The organism is Streptomyces sp. LS-MS-L19 (assembly GCF_058382285.1).
The window spans coordinates 3,503,367-3,518,234 of record NZ_JBYCLL010000001.1; the positions used below are offsets into that span (position 1 = coordinate 3,503,367).

The 14,868-nt window shown below is 73.6% G+C and carries 17 protein-coding genes; 8 read left to right on the forward strand and 9 right to left on the reverse strand.

Annotated features, from left to right (window positions below; genetic code table 11):
- The first annotated feature begins 64 nt into the window (after nt 1-64).
- Nucleotides 65-1,024, forward strand: a complete 960-nt coding sequence (locus tag AC2XR2_RS15415; RefSeq protein ID WP_491515327.1) for a D-2-hydroxyacid dehydrogenase family protein — start codon at nt 65-67, stop codon at nt 1,022-1,024.
- A gap of 7 nt (nt 1,025-1,031) precedes the next feature.
- On the opposite strand, the gene AC2XR2_RS15420 is transcribed toward AC2XR2_RS15415, so the two are convergent.
- Nucleotides 1,032-1,601: a DUF2087 domain-containing protein gene (locus AC2XR2_RS15420; protein ID WP_491515328.1), complete on the reverse strand. Its 570-nt coding sequence runs from the start codon at nt 1,599-1,601 to the stop codon at nt 1,032-1,034.
- A gap of 193 nt (nt 1,602-1,794) precedes the next feature.
- Between AC2XR2_RS15420 and AC2XR2_RS15425 the strand changes: the two genes are divergently transcribed.
- The gene (locus AC2XR2_RS15425; protein ID WP_330266850.1) at nt 1,795-2,091 is read left to right on the forward strand and encodes a chaplin; all 297 of its coding nucleotides are present in this window, start codon (nt 1,795-1,797) and stop codon (nt 2,089-2,091) included.
- A gap of 76 nt (nt 2,092-2,167) precedes the next feature.
- Here the strand turns inward: AC2XR2_RS15425 and AC2XR2_RS15430 are convergent, their stop codons facing one another.
- The 8 genes from AC2XR2_RS15430 to chpG form a co-directional block, all read right to left on the reverse strand.
- Nucleotides 2,168-3,034 (reverse strand): tyrosinase family protein, encoded by an 867-nt coding sequence (locus tag AC2XR2_RS15430; protein WP_449351241.1) that lies wholly within the window; start codon nt 3,032-3,034, stop codon nt 2,168-2,170.
- Nucleotides 3,018-3,500: a tyrosinase family oxidase copper chaperone gene (locus AC2XR2_RS15435; protein ID WP_381308280.1), complete on the reverse strand. Its 483-nt coding sequence runs from the start codon at nt 3,498-3,500 to the stop codon at nt 3,018-3,020. The genes AC2XR2_RS15430 and AC2XR2_RS15435 overlap by 17 nt, the downstream gene beginning before the upstream one ends.
- A gap of 165 nt (nt 3,501-3,665) precedes the next feature.
- Nucleotides 3,666-4,178: a hypothetical protein gene (locus tag AC2XR2_RS15440; RefSeq protein ID WP_330266847.1), complete on the reverse strand. Its 513-nt coding sequence runs from the start codon at nt 4,176-4,178 to the stop codon at nt 3,666-3,668.
- Between the two features lie 117 nt (nt 4,179-4,295).
- Nucleotides 4,296-4,934 carry a vitamin K epoxide reductase family protein gene (locus tag AC2XR2_RS15445; protein WP_491515329.1) on the reverse strand — a complete coding sequence of 213 codons (639 nt, stop codon included), beginning with the start codon at nt 4,932-4,934 and terminating at the stop codon, nt 4,296-4,298.
- Entirely contained in the window at nt 4,934-5,431 is a 498-nt protein-coding gene (locus AC2XR2_RS15450) for a DUF5949 family protein (RefSeq protein WP_381308274.1), read from the reverse strand. The genes AC2XR2_RS15445 and AC2XR2_RS15450 overlap by 1 nt, the downstream gene beginning before the upstream one ends.
- Nucleotides 5,432-5,591: 160 nt before the next feature.
- Entirely contained in the window at nt 5,592-5,879 is a 288-nt protein-coding gene (locus AC2XR2_RS15455; RefSeq protein WP_330266844.1) for a hypothetical protein, read from the reverse strand.
- A gap of 179 nt (nt 5,880-6,058) precedes the next feature.
- Nucleotides 6,059-6,832, reverse strand: coding sequence for a hypothetical protein (locus tag AC2XR2_RS15460; RefSeq protein WP_491515330.1), 774 nt, complete (start codon nt 6,830-6,832; stop codon nt 6,059-6,061).
- 273 nt (nt 6,833-7,105) lie between these two features.
- Nucleotides 7,106-7,345 carry a chaplin ChpG gene (chpG, locus tag AC2XR2_RS15465; protein WP_330266842.1) on the reverse strand — a complete coding sequence of 80 codons (240 nt, stop codon included), beginning with the start codon at nt 7,343-7,345 and terminating at the stop codon, nt 7,106-7,108.
- A 255-nt stretch (nt 7,346-7,600) separates the two neighbouring features.
- Here chpG and AC2XR2_RS15470 point away from each other — a divergent pair, with 255 nt between their 5' ends.
- From AC2XR2_RS15470 to AC2XR2_RS15495, 6 genes are all read left to right on the forward strand, one after another.
- Entirely contained in the window at nt 7,601-7,966 is a 366-nt protein-coding gene (locus AC2XR2_RS15470) for a hypothetical protein (protein WP_491515331.1), read from the forward strand.
- Nucleotides 7,967-8,016: 50 nt separating this feature from the next.
- Nucleotides 8,017-9,192 (forward strand): glycosyltransferase, encoded by a 1,176-nt coding sequence (locus AC2XR2_RS15475; RefSeq protein WP_491515332.1) that lies wholly within the window; start codon nt 8,017-8,019, stop codon nt 9,190-9,192.
- Nucleotides 9,189-10,613 (forward strand): sugar transferase, encoded by a 1,425-nt coding sequence (locus AC2XR2_RS15480; RefSeq protein WP_449351237.1) that lies wholly within the window; start codon nt 9,189-9,191, stop codon nt 10,611-10,613. The genes AC2XR2_RS15475 and AC2XR2_RS15480 overlap by 4 nt, the downstream gene beginning before the upstream one ends.
- A gap of 6 nt (nt 10,614-10,619) precedes the next feature.
- Entirely contained in the window at nt 10,620-11,996 is a 1,377-nt protein-coding gene (locus AC2XR2_RS15485) for an O-antigen ligase family protein (RefSeq protein ID WP_491515333.1), read from the forward strand.
- 134 nt (nt 11,997-12,130) lie between these two features.
- Nucleotides 12,131-14,167 carry a murein biosynthesis integral membrane protein MurJ gene (gene murJ / locus AC2XR2_RS15490; RefSeq protein ID WP_491515334.1) on the forward strand — a complete coding sequence of 679 codons (2,037 nt, stop codon included), beginning with the start codon at nt 12,131-12,133 and terminating at the stop codon, nt 14,165-14,167.
- Nucleotides 14,151-14,867, forward strand: a complete 717-nt coding sequence (locus AC2XR2_RS15495; protein WP_491515335.1) for a polysaccharide deacetylase family protein — start codon at nt 14,151-14,153, stop codon at nt 14,865-14,867. The genes murJ and AC2XR2_RS15495 overlap by 17 nt, the downstream gene beginning before the upstream one ends.
- The last annotated feature ends 1 nt before the right edge of the window (nt 14,868 follow it).

A 14,868-nucleotide genomic window follows, 5' to 3' on the forward strand; every position in this document is an offset into this window, starting at 1 on the left:
TGACAGTGCCGCGGCGTAGAGTCGATCACCCTGGCCGGGACCCACCACAGGGGGAAGGACCGACATGCGTCTGCGCTGTGCCGTGCTCGACGACTTCCAGCGGGCGGCGACGCGCTTCGCCGACTGGTCGGCGCTCGCGGACCGCGTCGAAGTCGTCTCCTACGACAGCCACTTCGCCGACGAGGACACCCTGGTCGCCGCTCTCGCCGACGCCGACATCGTGGTCACCCTGCGCGAGCGCGTCCCCTTCCCCGCCGCCCTCTTCGCCCGCCTGCCCCGGCTGAAGCTGCTCATCGCCTCCGGCATGCGCAACACCGTCATCGACTACGCCGCCGCCGAGGCACACGGCGTCACCGTCTGCGGCACGGCCAGCTCCTCGACCCCGCCGGTCGAACTGACCTGGGCCCTGCTCCTCGGCCTCGCCCGCGGGATCGTCGAGGAGAGCAACGCCCTCCGCGCGCAGGGCCCCTGGCAGTCCACCGTCGGCGCCGACCTGCACGGCCGCCGGCTCGGACTGCTCGGTCTCGGCAAGATCGGCAGCCGCGTCGCCCAGGTCGGTCTCGCCTTCGGCATGCAGGTCAGCGCCTGGAGCCAGAACCTCACCCGGGAACGCGCGGACGAGGTGGGCACGGAACTCGCCCCGTCCCTGCAAGACCTGCTCTCCACCAGCGACTTCGTCTCCGTGCACCTCGCCCTCGGCGACCGCACCAGAGGCCTGCTCGGCCCCGCCGAACTCGCCCTCCTCAAGCCCACCGCCTACCTGATCAACACCTCGCGCGCGGCGATCGTCGACCAGGACGCGCTCCTCACCGCCCTGCACGAGGGCCGGATCGCCGGAGCGGCCCTCGACGTCTTCGACACCGAGCCCCTCCCCGCCGACCATCCCCTGCGCACGACCCCCCGCCTGCTCGCCACCCCGCACCTCGGCTATGTCTCGCAGGCCAACTACACGACGTACTACGGCCAGGCGGTCGAGAACATCGAGGCCTACCTGGCGGGTTCACCCGTACGACGACTCCCCTGAGACGGCGTCACCCGCACGACGGCTCCCCTGAGGCCCCGCCCACGGCAGGCCTGCGATAGATCCCCTCGCTCCGCCGCAGATGGTGCAGGTCCACCAAATAGCGCCGGAGCGTCACATGGTCGATGGCGTCGCTGTCCTCGCACCAGGCCCGCAGCTTCTCGTCGACGACCCGCTCGGGGTAGTCCACCCCGGGCTCGAAGGTCTGCTCGGCGATGTGCTCCAGGACCCGCTTCTTGCGGCTCCACTGCGCCGGCAGCCGGACCAGCCGCCCGCCCCGGACGAACGTCCGCAGCACCGGCTCCGCCGGGACCGGCGCCTCCTCGGCGGGTGCCCGTCGCGCGTAGTCCTTGAAGAGGCCGTACGCCACTTCCAGCGCCCCGTCGGCCTGCTCGACCACCACGCCCTGCTCGCCCAGGCGATGCAGCGCCACGGCCGTCTCCCGCGCCGACAGACCGGCCGTCCGGGCGACCGCCGCGGGGGTGCCGGCGCCCAGCGCGACCGCGGCGAAGGCCCGCACGCGGCTCTCCTCGGCGAACAGACGGATCACTTGGTCGACCGGTTCGGTGTCGATAGCCATGTCCGGAGGCTAGCCGGGCCGCCCCCGCCGCTCCGAGTGAATTTCCCTCGCACACGAGAGCGGAACCCGGCCCGGCTGTTCAAAAAGGGTGATCCCCACATGAACGCCGTTACCAGGAGTGAGTGGCCGCGTTGAAGGGGGAGTGCGACGGCGCGTCCTGTCGTCGCACCCAACGAGTCAGAAGGAGTACGTGATGTCTCGCATCGCGAAGGCAGCGGGTGTCGCCCTCGGCACCGGCGCCGTGGTCATCGGCGGCGCCGGCATGGCGCTGGCGGACGCGGGTGCCGGCGCCGAGGCCGTCGGCTCGCCCGGTGTTCTGTCGGGCAACGTCGTCCAGGTCCCGGTCCACATCCCGGTCAACCTGTGCGGGAACACCGTGGACGTGATCGGCCTGCTGAACCCGGCCTTCGGCAACAGCTGCGTCAACGACGGCGGCCACAAGGGCAACCCCGGCCCCGGTGGACACGGCGGCTACGGCTACGGCGGCTGACCGTCCGTACCCGGCACAGAGCCCCGGCACCTCGAGCGCCGGGGCTCTTCCCATGCCCAGGGACGGTCCGTGGGTCTCAGGCGTACCGGTAGATCCCGCTGACGTCCTCCAGCTGATCCGGTGTCACACCCCACGGCGGCAGCTTCTCGCCCCGGGCCACGACCCGCCGGTACTGGGCGTTCGCCGGACCCGGCGGCCTGGCCGGCTGGTAGCGGGCACCGGCGTGCCGCCGCTGCCAGCGGTACCAGCACAGGTCGATGAAGGCGTGATGCATCCAGAAGACGGGGTCGTTGACGGACGCGCCGCCGACCATGGCCCCGCCGACCCAGCGGTGCACCCGGTTGTGGTTGCGCCAGGCGACACTGCCCCGCCCGCTCCCCCAGCCCTCCAGCTTGTTGCGGAACCCCCTGGTCACCGTGGAGTCCCAGGGCGAGACGTCGTAGACCGGATCGGCGAGCGCCCCCTCCAGCTCGCTCTTCGTCGGCAGGGCGATCGGGGCGGCGGAGCGGCCGAGGTCACGGGTGAGGAACTCCCCGTCGGTGACGCCCTCCTTGAGGGTCCAGTTACCGGTCGCCCAGGCGAACGGCCCGGTCATCACCTGCCGGTCCGAACGCCGGCCGTTGCCGCCGAGCAGGTCCTTGGTCCAGGGCGCCGAGGTCGCCGTACGGTCGCGGGTCCAGTCCCAGTACGGCACCGTCACCGACGAGTCGACGCGCCGCAGCGCCCGCTCCAGGTCCAGCAGGAAGCGCCGGTGCCAGGGCAGGAAGGAGGGCGCCATGTGGGCCGTACGGAGGCCGTCCTCCCCGTCGGAGTTGTAGTACTCGATGTGGATGCGCACGAACTCGTCGTACTCGCCGCGCCGTTTCACCTCCAGCATCGCCTTCACGAACCGCCGCTTCTCCGTGGCGGTCAGTGTGCTGACGTCCTTACGCGTGTACGCCATGGTCTCCCCCCATGTGTGGCTGTGTTCCTTCGCGCAGTTGCCGCCCGGGCCCGAGCTCGTCGACGGCGGCGCGGGCGGCTTCGAGCGGTGTCTCGTACGACCGGTAGTGGTCGACCATGCTCAGCCAGGTGCCGTCGGCGCGGCGCATCAGGTGCAGGGGCCGGCCGTCGACGGTGACGTGCCACTGGGCGCCGTCGAAGACGCGGCCCGCGCTGGTCGCGGAGGTCCTGATGCCCCGGATCCGGCGACCGCGGTAGGTCTCGTCGAAGACGATGTCCGCGGGCGGTTCGGCCGCGCGCAGCGAACGCGTCGCGGCGGCGACCGGGACGAACGCGGCGGCGACGGCCACCGGTCCGAACAGCCCCAGCAGTACGCCCCGCCGGCTCACCCGGGCGGGTCCGCCACGGTCACGCCGGCTGCGACCCCGCGCCGTCCCCACCGCCGCCACTTCGACACTCACGACCATCGCTGCTCCTCCGGTTCGGGTTGTCCGTACCGGTAACCGCCCGACCCCCCTGTCGGTCACCGTCGAGCGGCCGGGAAGGTGAACGGGGGCCGCGACACGGGCGGAGGGAAACCGAAGGGCCCGGGCGACAGCGCCCGGGCCCGTCAGACGGCTGACCACTCGGTCCTACAGACCCGGCCCCGTCACCAGGTCGGCGCCCGGGACCGTCTGGAGGACGGGGGCGAGGACGCCCACCTGGGGCAGCTTGGCGTCCGGGAGGCCGTAGTTGTCGGGGTTGGGGGCGGTGAGCGGGGCGTCCACGCTCAGGCCGGGGGCGAGGGTGCGCAGGTCGGAGGCGGGGGCGCCGACACCGACGTGGTCGAAGTCGTCGCCGAGGACGTGCGGCAGCGGGGCGCGCAGGCCCGCGCCGGGCAGCGCGCCGCCGATCGGCACCTGCGGCAGCACCCGCTCCGGGATGAGCCGGCCCTCGACGTACTGCGGGCCCTCGGGCGCGCCCGGCGTCAGCAGCGGAAGCTCCGCGCCGAGCTTCGGCAGCTGCATGCCGAGGGAGTTCTCGACGCCCTCCAGCGGCACGGGGACCGGAACCGTGTCCACCGCGGCGGCGGGGGTCGCGGCGCCCACCGCGGCCGCTACGCCCGTGATGACGGCGGCGATGGTTCCTCGGGTGGTCGACTTCATCTCAGGTACGGTGCCTTTCGGGAATCGGGAAGCTCAACGTCCTTCCCCCGTAACGATTCCGGCCCCGGGACCAGCGCAAGATTCCCCCGACTGCCGCAGTAATAGGACGTACGGCAATCAGCTAGTCCAGAAGTCCCACCAGCGCGTCAGGATCAGCATTCCGACGATCCCGAGGTGCGCCACCGGGAGCACCCAGGTGAATTCGGTGAGGAACGTCCTCAACCCCTCGGGGGCGGGCAGGAATTGACGGCGTACGGCGAACGACGTCACGTACCAGAACAGGACGGTCGTGGCGATCCACGCCAGACAGCACCACAGGCACAGCGCGTTGATCCGGTACAGCGACTCGACCTGCAGCCACGACACGAACCCGACGCCGAACAGACAGCCGGCGTCGAAGGTCAGCCAGTACCAGCGGGGGAAGCGGGCGCCGGCCAGCAGGCCGACGCCGACGCAGATCACGACGGCGTAGGCGACCAGGCCGAGCATCGGGTTGGGGAACCCGAAGGCCGAGGCCTGGTCGCTCTTCATGACACTGCCGCAGGACACCACCGGGTTCAGACTGCACCCCGGGGTGAAGTCCGGGTCCTCGAGCAGCTTGAACTCGTCGAGGGTGATCACCCAGGCGGCCAGCAGCCCGGCGGCCCCCGTGATCACCAGCAGCGTGGCGAACCCGGGGCCGCCGCCCGCGGTCCGGTCCTCGCGGCCGCCGCCCGCCGTCCGTTCCCCACCGCCGCCGCCCGTGGTCCGCTCCATCAGCCGCGCAGGGTGCGGGGCGCCACCACGATGTGCGCGGCCTCGTTCAGGGTCGCGTCGGCGCCCGCGAAGGCGGCCAGCGCCTCGGGGTCGACGGGCTTGCCCGGCTCGCCCTCGGGCCAGGGGCGGGTGGTGAACACGAAGTAGCAGAAGCCGCGTTCCTCGACGGCCGCGAGCCACTCCGGCGGCGGGACGCACTGGGCGCTGAAGCCCGGCATGGTGACGACGGCGGTGCCGGACTCGACGAGCAGGCTGACCGGGAGGCTGGGCCGCGCCTTGCCGTCGACGAGGTCGCCGCCGACCGGCAGGCCGTTGTTCTCCAGCAGTGCCTCCACGGCGGCCGTCGAGCCCTCCGGGCCGGCCGCGCCGTCCCCGAGGGAGTAGGCGAGGAGGTAGGGCATGTCGCCGTCGGGGGCTTCGCCGCTCCAGGCCATCACGACGAGCGTGCCCAGGTCGGGGGCGTTGAAGGGGCGGGTTTCGCTTGAGGTTGAGGTCACCGCGCGACCTTATCGACGCGTCGACCGGCCTCCGGGTGCCTTCTCACCCGACCGGGGGAGCGCCCGCGCCCGCTCCACACGATCGAGGGAAACGCCTCGAACGGGCTGACAGGACCGGTCCCTTGCGGTGGGCACCGGCCCTGACGGCGCGGAGGGAACCTCAGTGCTGGAGCGGAAGTCCGCCGAGCAGACCGCTCGAGTTCAGCGTGGTGGTCGCGCCCTTCACGGTGTTGAGCACGGAGTCCTTGTTCTCGGTGTCGAGCGCGTCCGACTGGTGCTGGAGCGGCGCCACGTCGGCGGGCTCGAGCCGGCCGCTGGTGAGCGTGTTCACAGCGCCGTTGAGGCTGGTGGGCGTGACGTCGGCGGTGTTGTAGGCGAACGCGGGCGCGGCGGCACCGGCGAGGGCCAGGGAACCGGCAACTACAGCGGCAGCCTTCAGGGACTTCATCGGGTTCCTTCCTTTCGGCGACGCAGGTCACCGGGCGAATGCGGACACCGTGCCCAACGATCTCTCCCCCGAGGGGGAAACCCCGCGCGCAGTAATTGGGCTTTCATGAAAAAGCCGTTGTGCCGGCCCAGGAAGGACCGGCACAACGGGATGCCACGAGGAGGCGGAATTCAGCCGCCCTACGACGCCGGGAGCGGGCTGGTGGGCAGGGAGCTCGTCGGCGGAGTCGGCAGGCTCGGCGCGCTCGGCAGGGCCGGCAGCCCCGGCAGGTCGGGCAGCGGCAGCTTCCCGCTCAGCAGCGTGGCGGCGAGGACGTTGACCAGGCCGGTCAGCACACCGGTGACGGCCGGGACGACCTGCGTGACGTCACCGGAGGTGGCGGCCGCGAGCAGCGTGTCGACCGCCTTCCGGAGGCCGGCGAGCGCGTCGGCGACGAGGTCGGCCGGGAGCTTCGCGGACGCCCCGGCCTTGGAGTCGTCACCGCTCGTCGAGAGTGAGGGGAGCGTGGGCACCGCGGGGAGCGAGCCGGTCGGCAGGGAGCTCGTCGGCGTCTGCGGCAGAGCCGGCGTCGCCGGTACGGCAGGCACCGACGGTACGGCCGGTACGGAAGGCACCGCCGGAGCGGCCGGAGCCGCCGCGCTCACCTTCTCGATCGCGGCCTTCACGGCGTCACCGAGCTTGGTCGCCTCCTCCGCCGAGAGCTGACCGTTGTCCGCCTTCAGTACGGCGTTGAGGAGATCGGTGACCGGGGTGAGCACGGCGCCGAGGTTGCCCAGGCTCTGGACCTGGGCGAGCAGCCCGTCGGCGCCGGGGACGGGGGCTTGGGACGCCGCCTGGACGCGGTCGCGCGCCGGCTGGGTCTCGGCCGCCACCGCGGCCGGCCCGGCGAGCCCCAGGAGCAGGGCGCCGCAGAGGGCGGAGGAGGCGATGCGCCGGACGGACAGACCACGCATGGGGGTGTTCCTTTCGATGCACGAGGATCTTGGACCCACCGTGGAAGCACCCCTCGCGCTCTGCAACCGATCGGATACGGCCCGCTCCCGCGCCCGTCCCGTCAACCTCGCGTTCCTCCTGGTGAGGGCCGCATCAAGCGGAGTTGACCGCTCGAACACCCGATCGCCCGTACGGGGGACCGAGTCGGAAGGCGCCACCGGCACACAGAGAACCGGCCGGGCTCCCGTGATGGAGTCACGGGAGCCCGGCCGGCAAAGGGAATGACGTCGACGTCAGTCGTTGACGCACTCGTTGCCGAACGCGGGGTTCAGCAGGCCGATCACGTTGACGGTGTTGCCGCAGACGTTGACCGGGACGTGGACCGGAACCTGGACGACGTTGCCCGACAGCACGCCCGGGGAGTGGGCGGCGGCGGCCTGGGCGCCACTGTCGGCGGCGGCGAGGCCGGCGCTACCCGCGACGGCGGCGGCCGCAACGGTGGTCAGGGCCAGGCCCTTCGCAATACGCGACATGGAGAGCTGCTCCTTGGGTTGACACAAACATCCGGGCGGGGATGCCCGGCGCTGTGTCAACGCGTGGCGGGCCCGGGGGTTGTGCCCCCAATGGGGTGATCTCAGGAGAGCCCCGGCTTCACCGCCTCGACACACTTGCCCCCTTTAGCCTGATTAATACGCATAGCGGCTAGTGTTGCGGACCTCCCGAAGCACCCCTATAGGCATCCCATCGCACTCATAGGGTCCGTACGTTCCGGAAGGGCCACGCCGGTCATGCGCACATCCCCGGGTCCGTCGCCGCGCCGCCCCCTGGCGGCCTCCCCGCCCCTCCTCGCCGTCGGCGGCCGGGGCCGCACGGGTGACTCGCTCACCCTTTCGACGGACCGCCGGGTGGGTGGCGCCCGCCCGGACACCTCCAACCCCCGTACGGACGTACCGAATTCGACCATCGGTGAGCCCGGACCAGCGGCGGGAGGCTGCGAGCCCGCCCATTCGAACACCCTCGGCCACGACTCCGATGTGTTCGATCTCGGCACGGGGCTCGCCTCCGGTGGTGACCAGCTGGCCTTCCGGCTCGTTGCCCAGCGCGACGCGGCGTGGGCCGGGGTGCTCTCCGTCGCCGTCGACGCCCGTAAGTGAGGCGCGTTCCCGCCCCTCTTGAGCACCACCCGTGAGCGAGGAAACCGCGCATGCAGCAGTCAGCCACCGACCCTCGGCCACGGGTCCTGCACCTCACCCAGCCCGTGGACGGCGGGGTCGCCCGGGTGGTGACGGACCTGGCGCGGGCCCAGCTCGCGGCGGGCCTGCACGTCACGGTCGCCTGCCCGGACGGCCCGCTCGCCGGCGCGCTCCGGGCCGTCGGCGCCGACGTGCACCACTGGCACGCGACCCGCTCGCCCGGGCGTGCGCTCCCCCGGGAGGTGCGGGGGCTGGCCCGTGTGATCGGCGCGGTGCGGCCCGACCTGGTGCACGCGCACAGCGCTAAGGCCGGGCTCGCGGGCCGGCTCGCGGTGCGGGGCCGGATCCCGACCGTGTTCCAGCCGCACGCCTGGTCGTTCGAGGCGGTCGGGGGGCTCACCTCGGCGCTCGCGCTGCGGTGGGAGCGGGAGGGGGCGCGCTGGGCGCACCGGGTGGTGTGTGTCAGCGCGGCGGAGCGTGCGACCGGCGTGCGCGCCGGGATCGCCGCCCGCTGGAGCGTGATCCCCAACGGCATCGAGCCCCGGCGGTTCCACCCCGCGGCCGTCGGCACCGTACGCGCGACGCTGCTGCCCGAGGTCGATCCGGCGGCCCCGCTCGTGATGTGCGTGGGGCGGCTGTGCCGGCAGAAGGGGCAGGACGTGCTGCTGCGGGCCTGGGAGTCCATCCTCGCGCGCGTGCCCCGCGCCCGGCTGGTGCTGGTGGGTGACGGTCCGGACGCCGAGGCCCTGCGCAGCAGGTCGCCGGAGTCGGTGGTGTTCGCGGGCGCCGTCCACGACATCGTGCCCTGGTACCAGGCCGCCGACCTGGTGGTGCTGCCCTCGCGCTGGGAGGGCATGGCGCTCGCCCCGCTGGAGGCGATGGCGTGCGGGCGGCCGGTGGTGGTCACGGACGTCGACGGCGCCCGGGAGAGCCTGCCGCCGGGTCTCGCGCCCCGCTGCCTGGTACCGCCGGACAGTCCGGCCGCCCTCGCGCGCGCCGTCACCGATCTGCTGCTCGACCCGCTCCTGCGCGAGTCGCTCGGCCACCAGGGGCGTCAGCACGTCCTGGCCACCCACGACGTACGGCACACGGCCGGGGCGGTGGCGGACGTGTACCGCGAGCTCCTCGGCGGCGAGTTCGCAGGGCGCCTCGCGCCCACCGAATACAGGGAGTCCATCCACTCGTGACCGCGGAAAGTACCGTCCCCTCGCCCGGCGGACAGCCACGGAATCTGCGATTCTCGCCTGTCTCGCTCATGCCGCCGCGCGGCACCACCACCGGCTTCCGGTTCCCGCTGCGGCGGCCCCCGGCCCGGCCCGCCTCGCCGGTGCCGCTGCTCGCGGCCGACGCCGTCGCCGCGCTGATCGGCGCCACGGCGATGGCCGAGGCGCTGCGCCATCCGCTGCTCGCGGCGGTCCTGGTCGCCGCGTCGATACTGCTGCGCCCGCAGCTGCCCCGGGCCGTGCCGGGGATCCTCGACGAACTGCCCACCGTGTGCGGCCGGATCGCGGTGGCGTGGCTCGCGGTCGCGGCGTTGGTCGCCGCCTACGACCCGCACCTCGCGCTCGGCGGCGGCACGCTCACCGCCGGCTTCCTGATCCAGTCGGCGGTGGCCTGCGCGGGCCGCGGCGCCGTGCACTGGCGGCGGCGCACCGCCCGCCTCGCCCGGCCGCGCGCCGCCCTCGTGGTCGGCCCGGCGGGCACCGCCCAGCGGGTGGCCGCCGCCGTGCAGCGCCATCCGCGGTGCGGGGTGCGGCCGGTGGGCATCGTGGCCGACCAGCCCGAAGGCGGCGACGGCCTCCCGGTGCTGACGACCGGCGAGGAGGTCCAGCGCGCTCTCATCCAGAACGGCGTACGGGACGTCCTCACCGTGCATCCCTCCGTACGGTCCGAGCAGGGGCCGCTGCTGCGGGCGCTCGCGGAGTCGGGCTGCTCGGTGTGGGAGGTGGACGCGGACTCGCCGTCGTACGAGACCCGCCACCAGCTCGCCGGATTCCCGTGCCGTCGCCTGGACATGGGCGGTCGGCGGCGCGGCAGCGCCGGCAAGCGGCTGCTGGACGTGGCCGTGTCCGGGAGCCTGCTGCTGCTGGTCAGCCCGCTGCTGCTGGTGTGCGCGGTGGTGCTCAGGCTGACCGACGGGCCCGGGGTGGTGTTCCGGCAGGAGCGGATCGGCAAGGACGGCAAGCCGTTCACGCTGCTGAAGTTCCGCACCCACCGCCCGGTCGACGAGCACGAGTCCGCGACCCGGTGGAGCGTGGCGAACGAGATCCGGATGTCGTGGTTCTGCCGCTTCCTGCGCAAGACCTCGCTGGACGAGCTGCTCCAGCTGTGGAACGTGCTGTGGGGCGACATGAGCCTGGTCGGACCGCGGCCCGAACGGCCGTACTTCGTCGCGAAGTTCAGCCAGACCTACCCCGGTTACGCGGCCCGTCACCGGATGCGGACCGGTATCACCGGGCTCGCCCAGGTCAACGGGTTGCGCGGCGACACCTCCATCGAGGACCGGGCCCGCTTCGACAACGCCTACATCGACAACTGGTCGCTGTGGCAGGACATCTGCATCCTGCTGCGCACCGCGGCCTCGCTCGTGCGCCCCACGGGGAGCTGAGCGGCCATGACCCAGGTGACCCAGGCCGGGGCCGCCCCGCTCCCGAGCCGCCTGCGTGAACTGCCCCCGGTCCTCCCGGTGTTGGCGGTGATCGCCCTTCTCGCGCTGCCCCTCGGCCCCGGCGGCGAGGGCGGCGCGGGGCCGGCCGACGCCGTGTCCGCGCTGGTGGTGCTGTACTGCGCGCTGCGTCTCGTACGGGAGCGCCGGCGCCCCCTGTCGCGTGTGGCCGTGGTGCTGCTGGGCCTGCCGGTGATCGGGCTCGCCGTGGCCGCGACGGGGGCCTCCTCCCCCGGCGCCGGGCTCGGCGGTCTGGGCCGCTACCTCCAGATCTTCGTGCTGGTCCCGGCGGCCGTGCTGCTGCTGGTCCGCGGTCGGACCGATTTCCGGCTGCTGGCCTGGGCGTTCGTGGGGCTCGCGGGGTGGCAGGGGGCGATCGGGGTGCACCAGTTCCTGACCGGGACCGGCGCCTCCTACCAGGGCGAGGAGATCCGGGCGGTCGGCACCTTCGGGGCGCAGGACGTGATGGGCATGGCGACCGTGGTGTCCTTCGGGCTGGTGTGCGCGGTGGGGCTGGCGCTCGGCGCGGGGCGAACGGCCGTACGGCAGCGGGTCGTCGCCGCGGTCTGCGCACTGGCGCTGCTGGTCCCGCTGGCCCTCTCCTTCAGCCGGGGCGCGTGGATCGCCACGGTGGTCACGATCGTCGTCCAGCTGCTGCTGGCCGGTCTCAGGCGGGCGCTGAAGGTGGGGGCCGTGGTGGCCGCCCTCGGGGTGATCCTCGTCGGGGGCTTCGGGGTCGGTTCGGCGATGCTCCAGGAGCGCGTCGACAGCATCACGCAGGTCGCCGACGCGCCGGACCAGTCCGTCACGGACCGGTACACCATGTGGGCGGCGGCCGTCGGGATGTGGCGCGAACACCCGCTGACCGGTGTGGGGTTGAAGGGTTTCCCGGAGCACCGGGACGCCCACGCCTCGCTGGCGCTGTCCGCGGGCAGCGACACGGAGGGGGCGGGCACCGGGTTCGTACGGCAGCCGCTGCTGTCCCCGCACAACATGTACCTGCTGATCCTCGCCGAGCAGGGCCTGATCGGGCTGCTGGCCCTGGCGGGCGGCTGGCTGGCGCTGCTGGTGTGCGGTCTGCGGCGGCTGCTGCGGGTCCGCCACTCGGGTCGCGGCCTCGACTGCGCGCTGGTCGCCTGCGGGCTGCTGGTCTGGCAGTTGACCGACTTCGCGTACGCCGACATCGGCGGGCCCTCGACGGTCCTGACGGCGGTGTGCTTCGGGCTGGTGGCGTGGTGGGCGCTGGCCTCGCACGGCACGGAGGCGGCCCCGGCCGGGCGAGCGGCCCCGGTGCCTGAACCGGCCGGGAAGGCCGCGGCGCGATGAGAGTGACGGGCCCGCGGGCACCCCGGGAGCCGCAGGCCCCGCCGGGAACGCCCGCGAACAGCCGTACGGCCACGAACCCCGCGCCGACGAGCAGCCGGGCCACCACGGAACCCGCCCCCGCAAACAGCCGTGGGGTGACGGGTCCCACGCCCGCGAACAGCCGGGCCGCCACGGAGCCCGTCCCCGCGAACAGCCGTACCGCCATGAACCCCGCCCCCGCGAGCAGCCAGGCCGCCACGGCGCCCGCCCCCGCATCCACCACCGCCTCCGCTCGCGGGAGCGCCCCGCCGGACGGTCCCGTGGACGGCCGCACGACCTCGGCCTACGGAACGGCCCACGCCTCGGTCGGCGCCCGGCCACCCGCGCGGACGGCCCCCCACGGCTCGACCCCCGCCACCGCTCCGGACCCGGTCGCCGCTCTGGACCCGGTCGCCGCTCCGGACCCGGTCGCCGCTCCTCGTACGCCGGCCGACGCCACCGCCCAGGGAGCCGGTACCGCCCGCCTGTCCACCACGGCCGCCCCCGCCTCCCCGGCCCGCCCCCCGCGTCCCCCGGCAACCTCCGTCGACCGTCCCGCCGCCCATCCCGCCGAAGGCGAACTCGCCCCCGTCTCCCGTCGGTTCCTCGCCAAGGCCACGCTCGTCACCGCCGTGCTCTCCATCGCCGGAGCGCTCCTCGGGCTGGTCCGGGATCAGGCGCTGGCGCGGCTGTTCGGGGCCGGGAGCGAGACCGACGCGTTCCTGGTCGCCTGGACCGTGCCGGAGTTCGCGTCCACGCTGCTGATCGAGGACGGGCTGGCGTTCGCGCTGATCCCGGCGTTCAGCCTGGCGCTGGCCCGGCGGGCGCAGGGTGCCCCCGGCGACCCGGTCCGCGCCCTGGTCGCGTCGACCCTGCCCCGCCTCTGCCTCGCCTTCGTCGCCGTGTCCGCGCTGATCGCCGGCACCGCCCCCTACCTGGTCGAGGCCCTCGCCCCCGGCCTGCCCGACCCCGCCCTAGCCGTCGAGTGCACCCGACTGACCGCGCTGTGCGTGCTGGGCTTCGGGCTCACCGGTTACTTCAGCGCGGCCCTGCGCGCCCACCGCCGGTTCGTGGCCGCGGCGGCGATCTACGTGGCGTACAACACCGGCATCATCACAGCGATGTTCGCCCTCGGCGGGCACTGGGGCGTGCGCTCGGCGGCGATCGGGGTCGCGGTCGGCAGCGGACTGATGGCATTGATCCAACTGCCCTCCTTCGTACGGCAATTGCGGCGCCGCAAAGTCGACCAGCCGGCCCTCGCCGAGGCCGGCGAGCAGCGGGCCGTGGCCGTCGCCCTCGTCGCGACCGTGCTGCTCTTCGCGCTGTGCCGGCAGTCCCAGGTCCTCATCGAGCGGTTCCTCGCCTCCACGCTCCCCGCCGGCGCCATCTCGCACCTGAACTACGCGCAGAAGGTCGCCCAGATCCCGATGACGCTCTCGCTGATGCTGTGCACGGTGACCTTCCCGGTGGTCGCCCGCGCCCTCGCCGACGGGGACGTGGAGCGGGCCCGCGGCCGGGTCGAGCGGGACCTGGCGCTCGCCGCCTGCGTGGTGCTGCTCGGCGCCGCCACCGTGATCGCGTGTGCCCCGCAGATCATCGAACTCCTCTTCCAGCGGGGCGCGTTCACCGGCCGGGACACGGCGGCCACCGCGGACGTCATGCGGGTGTACGCGCTCGGGCTGCTCGGCCAGACCCTCACCGGCTGCCTGGTCCGCTCCTACTTCTCGGCGGGCCGCCCCACCTGGTACCCGGTCTCCGCGATGACCGCGGGGATCGTGGTGACCTCCTGGGTCGGCGCCGGGACGGTCGGCTCCTGGGGCGTCCTCGGGATCGCCGCCGCCAACGCCGCCGGCATCACCGTCACGGCCGCGCTGCTGCTCGCCGGGATGCGCCGCCGCAGCGTCCCCATCCGCACCCGGCGGGTGCTCACCGAGCTGAGCAGGCCGGTACGGGCGGCGGTGGTCGCGACCCTGGCGGGCGCGTTCACGGCGAGCCGCCTCGAGGACCCCCTGACCGGCCTGGCCGCCGGCGCCGCGACCGTGCTGACCGTGTTCTGCCTGCTCGCCCACGCCCTGGGCTCCCAGGGACTCGCACCGGTACTCCAGTCCGTCCGCTCCGTCACACGAAGGCTCACTCATGGCCGCAGCCACTGAATCCACTCCGTGGATCGCGATGTACCACTCGGTGGGCGACTGCTCCGAGGACCCCTACCGCGTCACCGTCACTCCCGACCGCCTCGACCACCAGCTGTCCTGGCTGCGCCGCCGCGGTCTGCGGGGCGTCTCCGTGTCCGCGCTCCTGGCCGCGCCCAGCCGCGCGGGCCTGGTCGGGCTCACCTTCGACGACGGATACGCCGACTTCCTCGACCACGCCCTGCCGGTCCTCACGCGCCACGGTTTCGGCGCCACCCTCTTCGTGCTGCCCGGCAGACTCGGCGGCGACAACGCCTGGGACCCGCTCGGCCCCCGCAAGCCCCTGCTCACCGCCGACGGCATCCGCGAGGCCGCCGGGGCGGGCGTCGAGATCGGCTCGCACGGCCTGACCCACCTGGACCTCACGCGGGCGGACGACATCACGCTCAAGTCCGAGGTCGTCGAGAGCCGGGCCGCGCTGGAGGAACTGACCGGCGCCCCCGTCAGCGGGTTCTGCTACCCGTACGGCACGCTCGACCAGCGCACGGTGGACACCGTCCGGGACGCCGGATACACCTACGCCTGCGCCATCGACCCCGGCGGGATCAACGGCCCCCTCGCGCTGCCCCGCGTCCACATCGGACAGCACGACACCGCCGTACGCCTGTATCTCAAGTACCGGCTGCACCGGTTGCGCCGCCGTCCCGTCGAGGGGATCTGAG